Annotated in this window: 19 protein-coding genes and 1 tRNA gene; 7 read left to right on the top strand and 13 right to left on the bottom strand. The window is 61.3% G+C overall.

Features of this window, described 5'->3' with window-relative positions:
• Positions 1–6 precede the first annotated feature (6 nt).
• Both nagZ and QB905_RS02975 read right to left on the bottom strand, forming a co-directional pair.
• Positions 7–1,062, bottom strand: coding sequence for a beta-N-acetylhexosaminidase (gene nagZ / locus QB905_RS02980; protein ID WP_282973084.1), 1,056 nt, complete (start codon positions 1,060–1,062; stop codon positions 7–9).
• Positions 1,063–1,074: 12 nt separating this feature from the next.
• Entirely contained in the window at positions 1,075–1,890 is an 816-nt protein-coding gene (locus QB905_RS02975; RefSeq protein ID WP_282973083.1) for an SPOR domain-containing protein, read from the bottom strand.
• Positions 1,891–2,108: 218 nt separating this feature from the next.
• Between QB905_RS02975 and QB905_RS02970 the strand changes: the two genes are divergently transcribed.
• A complete protein-coding gene (locus tag QB905_RS02970) occupies positions 2,109–2,369 on the top strand; it encodes a GNAT family N-acetyltransferase (RefSeq protein ID WP_282973082.1) in 261 nt (86 codons plus the stop codon).
• Here QB905_RS02970 and QB905_RS02965 read toward each other — a convergent pair.
• The 3 genes from QB905_RS02965 to QB905_RS02955 form a co-directional block, all read right to left on the bottom strand.
• The gene (locus tag QB905_RS02965) at positions 2,366–4,036 is read right to left on the bottom strand and encodes a pilus assembly protein TadG-related protein (protein WP_282973081.1); all 1,671 of its coding nucleotides are present in this window, start codon (positions 4,034–4,036) and stop codon (positions 2,366–2,368) included. The two genes, QB905_RS02970 and QB905_RS02965, sit on opposite strands and share 4 nt — an antisense overlap.
• 67 nt (positions 4,037–4,103) lie before the next feature.
• Entirely contained in the window at positions 4,104–4,529 is a 426-nt protein-coding gene (locus QB905_RS02960; protein ID WP_282973080.1) for a TadE/TadG family type IV pilus assembly protein, read from the bottom strand.
• A 104-nt stretch (positions 4,530–4,633) separates the two neighbouring features.
• Positions 4,634–4,709 (bottom strand) — tRNA-Ile (locus tag QB905_RS02955).
• A 166-nt stretch (positions 4,710–4,875) separates the two neighbouring features.
• Between QB905_RS02955 and QB905_RS02950 the strand changes: the two genes are divergently transcribed.
• The 3 genes from QB905_RS02950 to QB905_RS02940 are packed head-to-tail and all read left to right on the top strand — an operon-like array spanning position 4,876 to position 7,298.
• Positions 4,876–5,601, top strand: coding sequence for an SIMPL domain-containing protein (locus QB905_RS02950; RefSeq protein WP_282973079.1), 726 nt, complete (start codon positions 4,876–4,878; stop codon positions 5,599–5,601).
• A gap of 40 nt (positions 5,602–5,641) precedes the next feature.
• On the top strand, positions 5,642–6,271 hold the full coding sequence (locus tag QB905_RS02945; RefSeq protein WP_282973078.1) for a TIGR02466 family protein: 630 nt from the start codon (positions 5,642–5,644) through the stop codon (positions 6,269–6,271).
• A complete protein-coding gene (locus QB905_RS02940) occupies positions 6,264–7,298 on the top strand; it encodes an oxidoreductase (RefSeq protein WP_282973077.1) in 1,035 nt (344 codons plus the stop codon). The genes QB905_RS02945 and QB905_RS02940 overlap by 8 nt, the downstream gene beginning before the upstream one ends.
• On the opposite strand, the gene QB905_RS02935 is transcribed toward QB905_RS02940, so the two are convergent.
• Positions 7,293–7,904, bottom strand: a complete 612-nt coding sequence (locus QB905_RS02935) for a DUF1134 domain-containing protein (RefSeq protein ID WP_282973076.1) — start codon at positions 7,902–7,904, stop codon at positions 7,293–7,295. The genes QB905_RS02940 and QB905_RS02935 overlap by 6 nt on opposite strands.
• A 377-nt stretch (positions 7,905–8,281) precedes the next feature.
• Between QB905_RS02935 and QB905_RS02930 the strand changes: the two genes are divergently transcribed.
• The 3 genes from QB905_RS02930 to lepA all read left to right on the top strand — a co-directional run bounded on the left by QB905_RS02930 (position 8,282) and on the right by lepA (position 12,343).
• A complete protein-coding gene (locus QB905_RS02930; RefSeq protein WP_461781761.1) occupies positions 8,282–8,884 on the top strand; it encodes a fasciclin domain-containing protein in 603 nt (200 codons plus the stop codon).
• 112 nt (positions 8,885–8,996) lie between these two features.
• Positions 8,997–10,220 (top strand): SGNH/GDSL hydrolase family protein, encoded by a 1,224-nt coding sequence (locus QB905_RS02925; protein ID WP_282973075.1) that lies wholly within the window; start codon positions 8,997–8,999, stop codon positions 10,218–10,220.
• A 317-nt stretch (positions 10,221–10,537) separates the two neighbouring features.
• Positions 10,538–12,343 (top strand): translation elongation factor 4, encoded by a 1,806-nt coding sequence (lepA, locus tag QB905_RS02920; protein ID WP_282973074.1) that lies wholly within the window; start codon positions 10,538–10,540, stop codon positions 12,341–12,343.
• Positions 12,344–12,374: 31 nt separating this feature from the next.
• On the opposite strand, the gene QB905_RS02915 is transcribed toward lepA, so the two are convergent.
• The 7 genes from QB905_RS02915 to QB905_RS02885 all read right to left on the bottom strand — a co-directional run bounded on the left by QB905_RS02915 (position 12,375) and on the right by QB905_RS02885 (position 16,430).
• Entirely contained in the window at positions 12,375–12,782 is a 408-nt protein-coding gene (locus QB905_RS02915; RefSeq protein ID WP_282973073.1) for a hypothetical protein, read from the bottom strand.
• Between the two features lie 3 nt (positions 12,783–12,785).
• On the bottom strand, positions 12,786–13,223 hold the full coding sequence (locus QB905_RS02910) for a DUF6491 family protein (protein ID WP_282973072.1): 438 nt from the start codon (positions 13,221–13,223) through the stop codon (positions 12,786–12,788).
• Between the two features lie 18 nt (positions 13,224–13,241).
• Entirely contained in the window at positions 13,242–13,700 is a 459-nt protein-coding gene (locus QB905_RS02905) for a DUF6491 family protein (protein ID WP_282973071.1), read from the bottom strand.
• Positions 13,701–13,785: 85 nt separating this feature from the next.
• Complete coding sequence (mnmC2, locus tag QB905_RS02900; RefSeq protein ID WP_282973070.1) at positions 13,786–15,531, bottom strand: tRNA (5-methylaminomethyl-2-thiouridine)(34)-methyltransferase MnmC2; 1,746 nt, start codon at positions 15,529–15,531, stop codon at positions 13,786–13,788.
• A 10-nt stretch (positions 15,532–15,541) separates the two neighbouring features.
• Positions 15,542–15,787: a hypothetical protein gene (locus QB905_RS02895; protein ID WP_282973069.1), complete on the bottom strand. Its 246-nt coding sequence runs from the start codon at positions 15,785–15,787 to the stop codon at positions 15,542–15,544.
• A 108-nt stretch (positions 15,788–15,895) separates the two neighbouring features.
• Positions 15,896–16,102: a hypothetical protein gene (locus tag QB905_RS02890; RefSeq protein WP_282973068.1), complete on the bottom strand. Its 207-nt coding sequence runs from the start codon at positions 16,100–16,102 to the stop codon at positions 15,896–15,898.
• Positions 16,103–16,226: 124 nt separating this feature from the next.
• Positions 16,227–16,430 carry a hypothetical protein gene (locus QB905_RS02885; protein ID WP_282973067.1) on the bottom strand — a complete coding sequence of 68 codons (204 nt, stop codon included), beginning with the start codon at positions 16,428–16,430 and terminating at the stop codon, positions 16,227–16,229.
• Between the last annotated feature and the right edge of the window lie 56 nt (positions 16,431–16,486).

The raw sequence follows: 16,486 nt of genomic DNA, 5'->3' as shown, positions 1-16,486 counted from the left end.
GGCGGCTCACGGCACAACTACCTTTGTATGGCCTTCGGTGGGATCGGCGCGCAACTCCGCCTTGCCGCCCACAGCCGCCTCGAAACGCGCCCGCGCCGCCGCCACATCAAGCGGTTCGGGCATGGCCAGCAGACGGTTCATCGCCGCCTCGAAACGTCGCAGCGCCGCGCCTTTCAGCTTCGGCGTTTCGGTCACAACCTCGCGCATCTGCTCCATCTGGCCATTGCAATGCAAAAGCACATCGCACCCGGCCCTCAGGGTCTGGCGGGCGCGTTTGCGCAGATCGCCCGACAGCGCGTTCATCGACAGATCATCGCACATGATCAGGCCATCAAAGCCAATGATCTCACGGATCAGCTTCAGGCAGGCTTTTGACGTGGTGGCCGGATTCTTGCGGTCGATGGCCGTGTAGAGAACATGGGCGGTCATGGCCAGCGGCATGTCGGCATGGACGCGGAACGGATAGAAATCGACGGCCATTAGTTCATCAAGCGACGTATCGACCACCGGCAGGGCCGTATGGGAATCGGCTCCGGCACGGCCATGACCGGGAATATGCTTGATGACCGGCAGAACGCCCCCCGCCAGCAGGCCTTCGCAGGCGGCGCGCCCCATCACGGCCACATCGCGCGCCGTCCGCCCATAGGCGCGGTCGCCGATAATGTCATGCGCGCCCGGTTGCGGCACGTCGAGCACAGGCGCGCAATCGACATTGATGCCGAGTGCAAAAAGATCGTGCGCCATCAGACGCGCGCCCAGCCGCACCAGTTCGCGCTCTGCATCCTGTGTCGCGCACACCTCGGCAAAGCGCGCGGCGGGCGGATAGTCGGGCCAGTACGGCGGGCGCAGGCGGCGGACGCGACCGCCCTCCTGATCGATCAGGATCAGCGGCGCATGTTCGACTAAAGATTTCAGGGCCGCGACGAGCGCCGCCACCTGCCCCGGCGTTTCGATATTACGGCGAAACAGGATAAAGCCCAAAGGCTGGGTTTCGGCGAAAAACGCCTCTTCCGCCTTCGTCAGCTCCGGCCCGGCCAGCCCCAGGATGCACGCCCTGACCAAGGTTTTACGCTCCTAGCGAATAATGCAATCGCGGCCATTGGCCTTGAGCGCCGCGCAAAAGGCTTTTGCCTTCTCAGGCGTCAGACCGGTAAAGGTCGTGCGGTAGAAGGTGCCGTTGGCGGTCTGAACCTTCTCGACCCGCTTGCCCGCGCCGCCGACGAACAGGCCATAGCTGGAAGCGACACGCGCATATTCGGCATTGGCCGTATCAGTGGAATCATAAGCCCCGATCTGCACGGCGGCTCCGCCTGAGGCGGCGACAGGTTTGGCAGCGACAGGTTTGGCAGCGGCAGGTTTGGCAGCGGCGGGGGCCGCCACGGCCGGCTTGACCACCGGTTTTGCTACGGGCGCGCCGGGTACGGGCGTGTTATCGACCGGCGCGGCGGGCTGAGACACGACCTGCGATGAGGCCTGAGCGGGCGCAGCGGCAGCCACGGCGGAATTACCGGCCTGCGAGGGCAGCGGCCCGCTGATCGGCGCAGCGGTCGGCGGGGCCAGGTCGCGCGCCACGGGCGCTTCGGCGCTCGGCGCGAAAATGGGCTGGCCCGTCTCATCAAGGCTCGTGTCGGAATCGGAAAGCGGCTGGGCGTCCTGAACCTGAGCATCCTTCATATTGGCAATGGAATCACCCACAACCGGCGCCAGCTTGCCATGCTTGTTCAGGCCGGAATTATAGAGCAGCACCACAATCAGCAGCAAGACGACCAGACAGATGCCGCTGATGATCAGCGTCACCGGAGCCTGATCGCGCGAGACGGGGCGGCGCGATTCGTAGCTCAGATGATCCTCGGTCGGGGGCGAATAGGTGCCGCGATCCTCGTCAGACATGTCGTATATTCCCTGGTGCAGAAAGCCGCCAAACCGCAGCAATAGACGCTGATTCGCCCTTCAGCGTCCTGCATCTTCAGCTTTACCTACAGTGTGGCAGACGATTTTGACAGCCCTGTGTCCAAAAATGTTCATCGGCGAGATGGGATATTTTCGTCCTGTCATGTCTTGCACATATGGTTTCGTATGCCCAGATTTCGACCTGTAAGGACAACACCATGCACACGGACGATCAGCAACTATCATCACCCGGCGGGCGGTTCGAACTGAGCGAAGACGGCCACACGGCCTTTGCCGATTATCGCCTTGATGGCGCAACACTTTATATCGATTATGTCGAGGCCCCGCCCGCATTGCGCGGCACCGGCGCCGCCGGACGGCTGATGGCGGATCTGATGCAGAGAGCCCGCGCCGAGGATCTGAAAGTAGTACCGATCTGCGACTATGCGGCGGTGTGGATCAAACGGCATCCGGCCTAAATCACTAAAGCCGAACCATTGCAGCGCAGGCCATTGACCTGCACATCGGCCTCACCCAGCCCCAGGCCCAATGTGTCGAGCAGGCCGTTGAGCACACCATCGAGCGGCGGCCCCACCGGCGTCAGCAGCCCCCCCACAGCCGAGGTGACACCGCCGAGATTAAGCCCCAGCCCCGCCACGCTGACATTGATCTGCGTCTGTTGCAGCAGGGAGGTGGTCAGGCCCTGCACCAGATCATCGGTCTTGACCGTATGCAGGGTCTGGTTGGCAATATCGGCGGCATTGAAGCGGACGTTCTGCCAGGTGACGCCGCCCAGACTGATCTGAGCGCGTGCCGTGGCCCTGATCAGCGGCAGGCCCAGCACGGTGGCGGTGGAAACGGTGAGCGGTGTTTTGAAATCGTTGAGCTGGCTGGTATCGATGTCGCCAATGGCCGCCTGACCGATGCTGGGACTGACCAGCAGATTGACGCTGTGGCCTGAGGCATCGCACGAAATGGCCGACAGCTTCGCCTGCGCCGAGGCCAGTTCGACATAGACCGGCAAACGCACGCCCGTCACGCCCAGCGGTTTCAGCAACGCATTATTGGCCGCTACAGACGCCTCGATATAGAGCCTTGCCTGCGCCGTGCGGATAATCGGATCGCCGCTGCGCGTCACGGTCAGCCAGGGCGAATGGTTGGGCCGCTCGCCGATCGCCAGCCATACCTTCACCCCGGCCAGTGACGGCACCTGCGCCGACAGATCAAGCTGCACCTGACGGTCGGCATTGGCCAGTTCGAGCAGGGCATTGACCAGCGCCATGCTGCTGACATGGATGGCGGAATCGACACCGCCCACTATATGATCCTGATCACCATAGACGCCGGTATCGATCAGGTCGCCGAGGCGGATCTTGGTGTTGCGAACGGCACTGTTGGCCAGCACGGTCAGCGGCGCTTTCAGGCTGGGATTATTCTGTATGTCGCTCTGGCCGATCAGCACATCGAGCGCATCGCCGACGCTGATCTGACTGTTGAGCGTGTCGCTGAAACTGGCGGCGGTCAGGTTCGCTTTGGTGTGCAGGGCCTGTACGTAGCTGAGCAGATCGACCTTTGCGCCGACCAGAGCATTATAATCCATGACGCTCAGGCTGATCTGGCTGCCGGTCAGGCCGCTTAACAGCGCATTGGCCACGCCGCCGTTCAGCGAGACCAGCCGACTGCCGATGCTGAAGGCGGCCATCTGCACGTTCGACGCCGTGGCCGTGCGCGATATGGCCACGGGGCTGTTGCGCCATATGCGCCCGAAAAACAGGTCGGCGTGATCGGTCAGCACGACGCGGGCGGCGTTACTGGCACTGTCACCTGACGCACCCGCTTTGAAGCGCGAGGCCGGGTCGCTGCCGGAAGCCGGATCATAGACGCCGGTTTGCGTCTGGACACTGACCGCATCGCTTTCATTGGCCGCCACCACCGCCTGCGCCGCCGCATCGGCATGGTCGAGATGCGCCGCCGCCGACAAGGCCGCCAGATCGGCCGTGCCCTGCAACTGGCGGCTTTTCAGATACAGATAGCCGGTATCGACCGCCAGCGCGGCAAAGCTGATGATGACCGTCATCATCAAGGCCATAGTTATAGCGACAGCGCCGCGATCATCCTGGCGAAAGCGTAGTAAGAACAGATACATGACGCTTCCTTTGGGAAAGCTTGCATTTATAAAAAAAGACCGCCTGCGATGGGGCCAGCGCAGGCGGTCAGTAGCCGCCCCGGACGATGGATGCGGTGCGGGTCAGGGAATGCGGCAGGCCCGGTGCCATCGGCATCAGTTCGAAACTGTCGCCTTGCGGTGTGTAGGTCAGGCTGACCACGATGATTTGCGCGCCTTCATCGATGGACAGGCTCGTCTGCCCGCCCGCCAGAATGGCATAGCTGGTCATGTCGCTGTTGATGGATTGCTGCGCCAGTTCCAGGCGCTCATCGGCGGTCGTGCCGGAAATGGCGACGCGGGCGGCGTCATTGACCGTCTGCTGCACGGCGTGGGCCGAGGCGAAATAGCCGCCATAATCGATAATCCCTCCCACCATCATGATAAGGATCGGTGCGATCAGCGCGAACTCCAGCGCCGTCGCCCCGGTGCGATTTCGCTGAAAGCCTGATAAATAGGCAGACAGGTCTGGCATTTTGCGACCCCAAACAGAAACTCCATCTAAGGTTGCATCAAATGCGTTTATAAACCTATAACGATTTATTGGGTTGCATAAATCTCAAGGTTGTATTTTGGGATTGGTAGGCGAGGAGGGACTCGAACCCCCAACCAGACCGTTATGAGCGGTCGGCTCTAACCATTGAGCTACTCGCCCCCGAATATGGGAGAGGCGCGTGCTAACACGGCTTTCGTCAAACCGCAATGCGCACAAAGCCACCGAGGCATTTGTCCACAGGGGCGTGCCTCAAAAACGTTCAGCCGGGGTTCATCGCACCTATATATTATCACCACCAGCAACTCTCCGTCGAAAGGCCCCCACCATGTCCGCTTCCCGCTTGCTGAAACCCGCCCTGATAGGTCTGCTTATGGCTGCCGCGCCGCTCACGGCCCTGCCTGCCTTCGCGCAAACTGCTGCCAGCCAGCCCATGCCGACCACATTGCGCCTGACCGCTACGGGTGAGGAAAGCGCCGCCCCCGATATGGCCACGGTTACTTTCGCCGTGGTGACGCAAGGCGCCACCGCGTCGTCTGCCATGCAGGATAATAATGTCCGCATGAATGCTGTGATGGCCGCCCTGAAAAAGGCCGGGATCGAGGCGCGCGACATCCAGACATCAAGCCTCAATCTCAATCCGCAATATGACTATAAGGACGGTCAGGCCCCGAAACTGACCGGCTATCAGGCGCAGGATCAGATCACGGTGCGCGTCAATGACACGGCCCGCACCGGCCCGGTGGTCGATGCGGTGATCGGTGCCGGCATCAACCAGATCAACAGCATCGATTTCGGTCTGAAGGACGACAGCGTCCTCCGCGATCAGGCGCGTAAAGACGCCGTGGCCAATCTGCGCCAGCGCGCCCAACTCTATGCCGACGCCACCGGCATGAAACTCGGCCGCCTGCTGACGCTCGAAGAAGGCTCCACCAGCACTATCACCCCGCCGCGCCCGATGATGATGATGAAGGCGGCATCCGATTCCACCCCCGTGGCTTCGGGAGAATTGCAACTGAGCGTGCAGGTTTCGGCGACCTATGAGCTGCAATAGCCCCCTTGCCGGGATGGGAGGATCGGCCTAATCAGGCGGGATGAGCAAATTGCCCCCCGCCGCCATCACCCCGCTGTTCGTCACCGAGCTTTACAGCGCCCGTCTGAGTGCACGACCCGACTTCGCCATCTGGCTGGAGGATCTCGATGATACCTGCCGCGCCTTCGCCGATGAGGACGAGGCCGGACAGACCTGGTCGCAGACCAAGGGCTATCTCGGCTATACCTCCTATGCCTCCCTGCCCGATCTTCCGGCGCGCGCCAGTGTTTTTTCCGACCTGAAGACCCTGCTCGACGCCCACGTCGCCGCCTTTGCCGATACGCTCGATTTCGATCTCGGCGGTGAGAAGCTGAAGCTCGATTCGATGTGGATCAATATTCTCGAACCGATGGGCCACCATTCCGGCCATATCCACCCGCGCAGCATCCTGTCCGGCACATTTTACGTGCATGTGCCCGATGGGGCCAGCGCCCTGCGTCTCGAAGACCCGCGCCTGCCGATGATGATGAACGCGCCTCTGCGCAAACCGGGCCGTCCCGAACACCAGAGCTTTGTGCCTGTCCAGCCTCAGACCGGCGACCTTCTGATGTGGGAAAGCTGGCTGCGCCATGAGGTGCCGATCAATATGAGCGAAGATGTGCGCATTTCGGTGAGCTTCAACTATGGCTAAACCCGTCAGAACCGCTCTGATCGGTTATGGCTATGCCGGCAAGGTGATCCACGCGCCGCTGATCCGCGCCGTGCCGGGGCTGGAACTGACGCTGATCGGCTCATCACGGCCCGATAATGTGCGCGCCGATCTGCCCGATATAAGGGTGAACAGCGATTACAGCCGCGCCGTCGCCGATCCCGACATCGAACTGGTGGTCATCGCCACCCCCAATGACAGTCATGCGCCGCTGGCCCACGAAGCGCTCGATGCGGGCAAGCATGTGGTGATCGACAAACCGTTCGCCCTGTCGGTGGCCGAAGGCGAATCGCTGATCCGTCATGCAGAACGGGTCGGGCGGCACCTGTCGGTTTTTCATTGCCGCCGCTGGGATTCCAATCACCTGACCTTTCAGGCGCTGCTGCCGCGCTTCGGCGATCTGTATCAGGTCATCATCCGCTTTGATCGCTGGCGGCCGCAGGTGCGCGACCGCTGGCGCGAACGCGAAGGCCCCGGCTCCGGCATCTGGTTCGACCTCGGCGCGCATCTGATCGATCAGGCGCTGACTCTGTTCGGGCAGCCGGACTGGATCGAGGCCGACATCGCCGCCCAGCGTCCCGGTGCCAGTACCGACGATTATTTCCATGTCGTGCTGGCCTATGGGCCGTTGAGGGTTATCCTGCATTCATCGATGATGACGACGATCAGCGGCCCGGCCATTGAGGCGCAAGGCGCGCGCGGCGGCTGGATCAAGCACGGCCTCGACACGCAGGAGGACATGCTGAAGGCGGGCCGTACACCGGGCGATGCAGGCTGGGGCGTCGATCTGCAAATGAGCGTGCTGCGTGAAACCGGCGATGGCTCACCCGGCGTCGAACAGCTTATACCCGCCCTGCCCGGCCATTATCCCGGCTATTATGAAGGCATGGCCGCCGCCATACGCGACAACGCGCCCGTGCCGGTACTGGCCACGGACGCGCTGAAGGTGATGCACCTGCTCGAAATGGGTTTTTTGAGCGCCCGCGAAGGCCGCCGTATTCTTCTATAATGGAAAAATACGGCGCTTCTTGGAAAAGCTCATATAGCCGACATTGGCACCGAGGCGGAAACCGACACCGGCGCGGATCGGGGCCAGGATAATGCCTTCGGCGCGCTGATAGGTTACGCCTAAACCGCCGATGAAATAGGCCGAACCCTCGACGCCGGGGAAACGGCGATACATGAAGATCGGTTCGCGCAGATTATAGACCAGCGTAAAGACGCGCGACGCATTGGCACCCGTGTCGAAACCGATCGAAGGCCCCTGCCAGTAGATTTCGCTCGGGGCCACGCCGTCCTTCATATACAGCATCCCCTTGCCGTAGTTCAGACCGATGCCGACCGCGCCGGAGACTTCCTGACCGGCGATATAGGCGGTGGGGTGGTCGCCGTAATCGGCGAAAATCTTTTCCATCGCACCCCCCAGCGCCTCGACCGTGACGCCCAGGAAATTGGATCCCGCCTGAAGGATTTCATCGCGCGAATAATAGTGCTGGCCGTTCTGCGTGTCGTTATCCGCAGGCGCAGGCGGCTGATTTTGGGCAAGGGCGAACTGCGGAACAAGCGGTGCAGCCGCCAGGGCCATACCAGCCATTAGAAATTGACGACGCTTCATGACGGCTCCTCGGAATTTTAGCGGGGATGTATCGTCGTGAAGGTTAAGATCAGATTTACTAAATAACCCTTACGTCGCCCCGTAAAGGCCAGATTCGCATCTTCCTATGTCAGCAATAGGGCTCAACCAGCCGCAAGTTCGCCTTATTGGTTAAGCCTGTCCGGGTGGGACTTTGCAGGTCTTCGAATGTCAGCATAGCCGCCATTTCCATTTTCCCGGTTGCACTGTGGCGATGTGAAGCCTCATGTAAACTTCCCATGTGCGAGCAGGTGGTGGCTTGGTAAAATTCTATAAAGGAAACGTCCGGCAAGGCTTTGACAGCGTAACAGCTTCCGACATGGCCATTTTGTCATGCACATGCCTCAAGGATCATCTCCATGCGCTCTTTTGTTGTTCTCCCCGCCTGCATTCTGGCCCTGTCCGCTATCGCCCCCATATTCGTAGCCCCTATGGCTATTGCCGCCGATACCACGGCCCATCTGATGCACTATGCGCAAAACCCGATGGTCGGCGGCGCGGCCATGTATGCCAACAAGACCATCGTACAAAACGCCATGAACAGCGCCGATCACACCACGCTGGTCGCCGCCGTCAAGGCCGCCGGCCTGGTCGATACGCTTGAAGGCCCAGGCCCCTTCACCGTTTTCGCGCCCACCAACGAAGCGTTTGACGCCCTGCCCAAAGGTACGGTCGATACGCTGCTCAAGCCCGAAAACAAGGCGCAGCTCACCAAAATCCTGACCTGTCATGTGGTGGCGGGCAATGTATCGGCGGCTGATCTTGCGGGCTGGATCGATAAGAATGGCGGCAGTTATCAGCTCACCACGCTCGGCGGCTGCGTGCTCACCGCCAAAAAGAACGGCGGCATGATCACACTCACCGATGAAACCGGCGCCACCGCCGACATCACCATCGCCGATGTCCACCAGTCGAACGGCATGATCCACGTCATCGACAAGGTTTTGCTGCCCGCTTCGTAATGCCCGTTCCCCGAAGATCAACTCTGGTCTTCGGGGAACTTTTGTCCCTTGTCAGGCGAAGCGCTCTGCCGCATAGTTGCTGATAACGCTACCATAAACAGGGACAATACCCATGATCACCCGCCGTCTTCTGCTGGCCACCTGCGGTCTGCTCGCCTTTTCGATGCCCGCTTTTGCGCACGCCGCCACCTCAGGCGATCCAGGCTGGAACGCCACCTGGGCCTCGTCGCAGATGGTGCCGACCGGTGAAAATGCCCTGTCCGCCGACAACACATCCAACATCACCCTGCGTCAGGTCGTGCATGTGTCGGAAGGCGGCCCGAAAATCCGCATCCGCGTCTCCAATGTCATGAGTTCAGTGCCGCTGGAAATAAAGGACGTGCATGTCGCGCTCGGCAAGCTCGGCTCATCGGCCATCGATCCGGCCACCGACAGCGCCGTCACCTTTGGCGGTTCAACGGATGTGCTGGTGCCCGCTTCCGGCGAATATATTTCCGATCCCGTTGACCTGAACGTGGCTGACGGGGCCAGCCTGGCCATCAGCCTCTATATTCCGGGCACCATCACGCAACAGACCGGCCATCCCGGCTCGCGCGCCACCACCTATATCATGCACGGTGATCACAGCGACGACGCCGACATGAAGGATGCGAAAACCCAGGCCAACTGGTTCAACCTGTCCGGCGTCGATGTCGATAGCGGCGGGTCAACCATCGTGGCGCTCGGCGATTCGATCACCGACGGCCACGCGGTCGAGAACGACAGCAATGGCCGCTGGACCGACGAACTGGCCGCGCGCCTGGCCGGTCAGAATATCGCCGTCATCAATGAAGGCATCGGCGGCAACCGCCTGCATCTTGATGGGCTGGGCCCCAATGTCATTGCCCGCCTCGACCGTGATGTGCTGGGGCAGGCCGGAGCGAAGTGGCTGATCGTGTTCGAGGGCGTCAACGATCTCGGCACGGCCACGCGCGACGCGCCCATTCCGCCTGAGGCCCATACGGCCCTCGTCAACCAGATCATCGCCGATTACCAGCAGGTCATCTACCGCGCCCATGCCCGCGGCCTGAAGGTGTATGGGGCCACCATCACGCCCTTTACCGGCAACGATTATTACCATCCCGATTCCCAGGTCGAGGCCGACCGTCAGGCGATCAATAGCTGGATCCGCACATCGGGTGCTTTCGATGCCGTGATCGATTTCGACGCTCTGCTGCGCGATCCGAAGGCTCCTGATCGCCTGTCAGCCGCCTATGATTCCGGCGACCACCTGCATCCCGGCATGGCCGGTTACAAGGCGATGGGCGATGCGATTGATCTGAGTTTATTTAAGTGATCGACCACGGAAAACACGGAAAAACACGGATCGCAGGGTGAGATGGCGATTTGAGCTATATCCCTGAAAGTCCGTGCTTTCCATATTTTCCGTGGTTCAAAATCCTACTTCAACGCATTGGTGGCGTTGACCAACTGGATATAGATCGAGCCTTCGGGGATGACATAAGCGTTTTCGTCCCGGCCTGACCAGTCGAAACTCCACGCCGCCATGAAATTTTGCAATCGATTACAGGCGGCTGCGGAACCACCGTCCTTAATCGCCCCTGCCTATTGCCTCTTCCTTATTGGGGTAGGCCATGCTAGTGCGCTGGCCTTATGAGCACAGACCTTTCGCTGATCCGCAACTTCTCCATCGTCGCCCACATCGACCACGGCAAGTCCACCCTGTCCGACCGCCTGATTCAGTTCACCGGCGGGCTGACGGCGCGTGAGATGAAGGAGCAGGTGCTCGACAATATGGACATCGAGCGCGAGCGCGGCATCACCATCAAGGCCCAGACCGTGCGGCTCAATTACACGGCCCATGACGGCAAGAGCTATATCCTCAATCTGATGGACACGCCGGGCCACGTCGATTTCGCCTACGAAGTGTCGCGTTCACTGGCCGCCTGCGAAGGCTCGATCCTGGTCGTCGATGCCTCGCAGGGCGTCGAGGCCCAGACGCTGGCCAATGTCTATCAGGCCATCGACAACAACCATGAGATCGTGCCGGTTCTCAACAAGATCGACCTACCCGCCGCCGAGCCGGAGCGTATCCGCGCCCAGATCGAGGACGTGATCGGTATCGACGCCTCCGACGCCGTTCTGTGTTCGGCCAAGTCGGGTCTTGGTATTGAGGACGTGCTCGAAGCCATCGTCACCCGCCTGCCCGCGCCGAAGGGCGATGACGCCGAGCCGCTGAAGGCCCTGCTGGTCGATGCCTGGTATGACGCCTATCTCGGCGTGGTGGTGCTGGTGCGCGTCTTCAATGGCCGCATGAAACCCGGTCAGCAGGTCAAGCTGATGAATGCCGGCAAGACCTATAAGATCGACAAGCTCGGTGTCTTCCAGCCCAAGGCCGTCGATGTCGAAAGCTTGGGCCCCGGCGAGATCGGCTTCTTCACCGCCCAGATCAAGGAGGTGTCCGACGCTGCAGTCGGCGACACCATCACCGATGAGAAAAAGCCCACCAGCGCCGCCCTCACCGGCTTCAAACCCGTGCAGCCGGTGGTCTTTTGCGGCATCTTCCCGGTGGACGCCGCCGATTTCGAAGATTTGCGCGCCGCTATGGGCCGCCTGCGTCTCAATGACGCCAGCTTCTCGTTCGAGATGGAAACCTCGGCGGCGCTCGGCTTCGGCTTCCGCTGCGGATTTCTGGGGCTTTTGCACCTTGAAATCATTCAGGAGCGTCTGACGCGCGAGTTCAATCTCGACCTGATCGCCACCGCGCCCTCGGTGGTCTATGAAATCTACATGAACAACGGCGATGTGATCCATCTGCACAATCCCGCCGACATGCCCGATCCGGTCAGGATCGACCATATCGAGGAGCCTTGGATCAAGGCCACCATCTTCTGCCCCGACGATTATCTCGGCGCTATCATCAAGCTGTGTCAGGATCGCCGTGGCGAACAGGTCGATCTCTCTTACGTCGGCAACCGCGCTATGGTGGTCTATAATCTGCCGCTTAATGAGGTGGTGTTCGATTTTTACGACCGGCTGAAATCGGTTTCCAAGGGCTATGCCAGCTTCGACTACGCCATCGAAAACTACCGCGAGGGCGATCTGGTCAAGATGTCGATCCTCGTCAATGCCGAACCGGTTGATGCCCTGTCCATGCTCGTCCACCGCGACCGGGCCGAGATGCGCGGGCGCGGCATGTGCGAGAAGATGAAAGACCTGATCCCGCAGCACCTGTTCGTCATTCCGATTCAGGCGGCTATCGGCGGCCGGATCATCGCGCGCGAAACCGTGCGCGCCCTGCGCAAGGACGTGACCGCCAAATGTTATGGCGGCGACGCCACGCGCAAGAAGAAGCTTCTCGAAAAGCAGAAGGAAGGCAAGAAAAAGATGCGCCAGTTCGGCCGTGTCGAAATCCCGCAGGAAGCCTTCATCGCCGCGCTGAAAATGGACAATGACTGATCATCAGGGACTGATCATCAGGGACTGATCATCAGGACTTGCCGCTTTTCATCATCCGGCTGGCATCGTCCTGACTAAGCGGCGTCAGGCTTTTGACATAGCAGTGTACGGGCACATTGGCATTGCCAACGCCCAGCATCTCCATGCCGCCCGACACATCGACATCCAGCGGCCCGCAGATACTGGCGCCGCCATCATAGCGCAGCACCACGGCCTCATTGACGCGCAGACAGGCCGAGGCCATGTGGGCCAGAGCCCCGCGCCCGCTGCGCCCGACCAGCAACAGGGTTTGGTCGTCGATCACGCGCGTATCGCGCAAGGGCCGGAAGATGCACTGATCCGATGACAGGCGGCTCATCTGATCCTGAGGAGCCATCGGGCCGGCGCAGCCGCCCAGCACGATCACGGGCACGGCGGCGATCATCCACAAACGGCGCATGACCTAGCCGGGATCCAGCTCATTGGCCTGGGCCTTGGTCAGAGGGGTCACCCCATTGATCAGGCACTTGACCGGGCGTTCACGATCCACCGAATAGAGGAGCATGGCGTCGTGGGCGCGGCATATCTGCGTCGATCCCTGAAACTCGAAACCAAAATGCGACATGTCGCTCATCGAGCGGCACGGCCCGCCAATATCGAGCTTGTAGGCGTTCTGCCACTGGTCATAAACCAGCAAGGTATGGTCATTGACGACGTGCATCCGGCCCGTATGCTGGCCATCGAGGCATTTGGGGGCCATCTTGTTCATATCGGCGGCATCAGCCACATGGCTTTCCTGTGCCGAAACGACGCCGGAAAAGGCCGCGACGCTGACGATACCGGCCAGAAGTCCGGCGGCGGCAAAGCCGATAAAAGCACCGCCTTTTTTGAAGCTGTTCATTTCTGTTTCCTTTGCACTTTATTTTTTATCGTTTTTCGCCTTGCGCAGTTTGCCGACATAGGGTGCCGCCTCTTCTGCGCTCAAATGGCGCACAGAGGTGATCGGACAGGACTGCATATGGCGCAGGCCGCCCATATCATTGTACAGAATGTCGGCATCGAAGGGCCCGCACACCTGCGACATGCCGTTGCGCGAGCGGATGCCGACCGTAAAGCTGGTGTCGAGGCCGATACAGACGCCGCCGAGCGTCAGTTCGTAAGCCTGGTTGCGCGGCGTCGTCACGATCATCTTGTGATCATTGATCGTCTGGAACCCTTCGGTGAAGGACGGGTCGAAACAGGCGAAACGGTCATGGCTGGCCGGTGGCGGCACGCCTTGTCCATCCGGTTTTGCCGACATGGCGGAGGCTACCCCGGCAATCGCGGCAAGCCCCCCCGCCGTAATCATCATCGAAGCCAAAACAGCCGAAATTTTCATCACAACTCTCCTGCCGACAAAGCCATTCAGCCTAATCCTGTCAGGCTGAACCGCGGATGAACAAAAGCTTATACGCTCATCTGGCTCAAACTGTGTCGCGCGACGACAATAATTTTTTTGCCCTGCGCTGCAAAGGCGACGGCAGGCCCGCCAGATCGGCGATCAGATCGGCCGCCAGCAAGGGGGCCAGGCAAAATCCGCGCCCGCCCAGGCCGCTTAAGCGCCACAGACCCGGCTCCAGACTTTCCGAACGCGGCAGGTGGTTGCGGCTGCTCATGCGCAACGACGCCCGTGATGTCAGGGATGACGGATCGATGGCCGCCGCCACCTGCGGCATGGCCCTGTTCAGCCTGTCGAGATTGTCCTGGCGGTCATCCATGCGCACCTCCGTGCCGAGGTCGTCGCGGTCATGCGTGGCCCCGAACAGGCAGCCGCCATCCACCGGCACAGCATAGCCGCCCCAACTCGCCGGTTGCAGCGGCGGCGATACAGGCGCAAGCTCGACCTGCCCGCGCACCGGCCGCAAACCTTTACGGGCGGCGGGGAAATCGAGCAGGCCCGCCCCGCAGGCCAGAATCACGGCGTCATAGGCTTCATGCGTTCCGGCTTCGGTGATCAGACTGAACAACCGCACCTCACGCCGCCAGCCGGTTACTTTTTCGGCGATCACCGACTGATCGCCCAGCAGACTTTTGATCACAGCCCCCGGCCTGATCGCCAGCCCCCCCGGCAGGCGCAATCCCGGCAGTTCGGGCATGGCGACGGAGTCGCCCGGCGCGAACAGGATCAGATCATCATCAGCAAAAACATCCTGCGTCCTGATGCGGGCGAAACGTTCGGCCTCGCGTTCTGAGGTGGCGGCAATATCGATGCCCTCGGCCAATATGGCGTGCGGGCAGATCCGCCTGTAAAAGGCGTTGGCATAGGCGAAGGCGTCGGCGAACAGAGCGGCGTCGGCCTCATGGCCGGCATCGAAACGTGGCGTCACCAGAGCCGCTGCATTGGCCGACGCCCCCTCGCCCACGCTGAACAGATCGATCTCAAGCCCCATCAGGCGCGCCTGCCAGACAAGCGCCGCGCCGGAAATGCCCGCGCCGACAATAGCGATGCGTTTCGCGGGCAGCGCAGCCTCCGCCTCCCCCGGAAGCACGGCTTCCAGTCGTTCGCGCTTGCGCCCGAAACCGGGCCGTTTGGCCACCTCAAACCCCGCCGCCTGCAAGCCGCGCCGCACGGCGCTGGCCACGGTAAAGGTGCCCAGTCGCGCGCCCGGTCTGGCATGTGCGGCCAGGGCCAGCATCACATCCTCGCCCCACATGTCGGGATTGAGGGCCGGTGAAAACCCATCAAGAAAAAAAGCGTCGGCCCGCCCCTGCCATTGATCGAGCGCCGGACGGACATCCATCAGGGCCAGGGTCAGGCTGGCACCCCATTGCGGAAAATCAAACCGGGCGAAGCCGCGCCTTGCAGCGGGCCACTGCGCCAATAAGGCTTCGGCGTAAGGGGCCAGTTCCGGCCATGCTGACAGCGCCCGCCCCGCCTCCTCAGCCGTCATCAGATAGGCTTCGACCGAAAAGATCGACAGGTGCGCCCCCGGCACGCGCGTGTCCGCCCAGAGTTTGAGCAGGGCGACGATATTCAGCCCGGTGCCGAAACCCAGTTCGAGCACACGGAAATCCTGCCGGTTCAGCCATGCATCCGGCAGACCGCACCCGGCCAGAAAGACGGCGCGCGATTCGTTGAGGCCGTCTTGCAGCGAATAATAGATGTCGCCGAAACGTTGCGAGCGCGGCGCGCCGTCCTCGGCGAAATAGAGGCCCGGATCGCCACTCATCAGATCGCCTTTACGACGAAGCCGATGATGCAGCGTCCGTAGAGGTCAGCGGATCGGAGGCGCTCGGCGAGGCCGCCATAGCCGCTTCCACCGCCGCTGCGGCGTCCTGCGAAGCGGCGGCGTCGAGTTCGGCATCGGCAGGTGTGGCGGCCGTGGCCGCCGGAGCCGCATCATCAGCCTTGGGCTTACAGGCGCTTAAGGAAAGGGCGGCGATCAGCAAACATGCAGCGGCGGCAGCAACCTTTGTACGGGACATAATCATCAAATTCCTGAGGCGCATATTGTGGCGAATCACGGCGCAGAATGCAGAAAAGGGCCGCCAGTGGCGACCCTTTTCATCAGCTTTTGCCCTAAGGCAAAGGACTTAGCTCGAAGCGGCGTCCGAAGCGGCCGAAGCGGCGTCCGAAGCGGCGTCAACGGCGGTCGAAGCGGCGGCCGAAGCGTCGGTGGCGGCATCCGAAGCAGCGGCAGCGGCGTCGGTGGCGGGAGCCTTCGGCGAGCAAGCGGCGACGGTCAGGGCAGCGCCGGCGAGAGCGGCGACGAGGGCGATGCGAACGATCTTGGAGGTCATGGATCAAATCCTGTTTTTAAGAGACAAAAGAGATAGTGGTCTGTTGCGGAAAATTAGAGCCCCCGCAAGGCGAAAGCCGCCGAAGCGACCCTCCTGAGACACCCTCGTGAGAGGATGTCCGGAATTACATCGACGAAGCAGCGTCAGAGGCCGGCATGGCCGAGGTATCAGCAGCCATAGCCGAATCAGCCGGAGCAGCGTCCGGAGCCATTTCGGAAGAGGCGGCAGATTCGTCCGTGGTAGCAGCCGGCTTCGAGCAGGCAGCGACGGACAGAGCAGCGATAGCAGCCATGGCGACCAGAGCCGCGCGGACGATATTGGATGTCATGAACCCAATCCTTTTTTCTAACGTTAGAGCGTCAGGAAGCGAACCCACACTCACGG

The sequence above is a fragment of the Asticcacaulis sp. EMRT-3 genome (assembly GCF_030027245.1).
Taxonomy (GTDB): Bacteria; Pseudomonadota; Alphaproteobacteria; order Caulobacterales; family Caulobacteraceae; genus Asticcacaulis.
This window is presented reverse-complemented; position numbering and strand designations above follow the sequence as displayed.

Bases quoted from the DNA above. Each gene is read 5' to 3' on its own strand.
- QB905_RS02930 (WP_461781761.1), top strand. From the start codon at position 8,282: ATGCGCTCTTTTGTTGTTCTCCCCGCCTGCATTCTGGCCCTGTCCGCT.
- mnmC2 (WP_282973070.1), bottom strand. From the start codon at position 15,531: ATGAGTGGCGATCCGGGCCTCTATTTCGCCGAGGACGGCGCGCCGCGC.
- QB905_RS02945 (WP_282973078.1), top strand. From the start codon at position 5,642: ATGAGCAAATTGCCCCCCGCCGCCATCACCCCGCTGTTCGTCACCGAG.
- QB905_RS02965 (WP_282973081.1), bottom strand. From the start codon at position 4,036: ATGTATCTGTTCTTACTACGCTTTCGCCAGGATGATCGCGGCGCTGTC.
- QB905_RS02895 (WP_282973069.1), bottom strand. From the start codon at position 15,787: ATGTCCCGTACAAAGGTTGCTGCCGCCGCTGCATGTTTGCTGATCGCC.
- QB905_RS02885 (WP_282973067.1), bottom strand. From the start codon at position 16,430: ATGACATCCAATATCGTCCGCGCGGCTCTGGTCGCCATGGCTGCTATC.
- QB905_RS02915 (WP_282973073.1), bottom strand. From the start codon at position 12,782: ATGCGCCGTTTGTGGATGATCGCCGCCGTGCCCGTGATCGTGCTGGGC.
- QB905_RS02890 (WP_282973068.1), bottom strand. From the start codon at position 16,102: ATGACCTCCAAGATCGTTCGCATCGCCCTCGTCGCCGCTCTCGCCGGC.
- QB905_RS02910 (WP_282973072.1), bottom strand. From the start codon at position 13,223: ATGAACAGCTTCAAAAAAGGCGGTGCTTTTATCGGCTTTGCCGCCGCC.
- QB905_RS02940 (WP_282973077.1), top strand. From the start codon at position 6,264: ATGGCTAAACCCGTCAGAACCGCTCTGATCGGTTATGGCTATGCCGGC.
- lepA (WP_282973074.1), top strand. From the start codon at position 10,538: ATGAGCACAGACCTTTCGCTGATCCGCAACTTCTCCATCGTCGCCCAC.
- QB905_RS02970 (WP_282973082.1), top strand. From the start codon at position 2,109: ATGCACACGGACGATCAGCAACTATCATCACCCGGCGGGCGGTTCGAA.
- QB905_RS02925 (WP_282973075.1), top strand. From the start codon at position 8,997: ATGATCACCCGCCGTCTTCTGCTGGCCACCTGCGGTCTGCTCGCCTTT.
- QB905_RS02960 (WP_282973080.1), bottom strand. From the start codon at position 4,529: ATGCCAGACCTGTCTGCCTATTTATCAGGCTTTCAGCGAAATCGCACC.
- QB905_RS02975 (WP_282973083.1), bottom strand. From the start codon at position 1,890: ATGTCTGACGAGGATCGCGGCACCTATTCGCCCCCGACCGAGGATCAT.
- QB905_RS02905 (WP_282973071.1), bottom strand. From the start codon at position 13,700: ATGAAAATTTCGGCTGTTTTGGCTTCGATGATGATTACGGCGGGGGGG.
- QB905_RS02935 (WP_282973076.1), bottom strand. From the start codon at position 7,904: ATGAAGCGTCGTCAATTTCTAATGGCTGGTATGGCCCTGGCGGCTGCA.
- QB905_RS02950 (WP_282973079.1), top strand. From the start codon at position 4,876: ATGTCCGCTTCCCGCTTGCTGAAACCCGCCCTGATAGGTCTGCTTATG.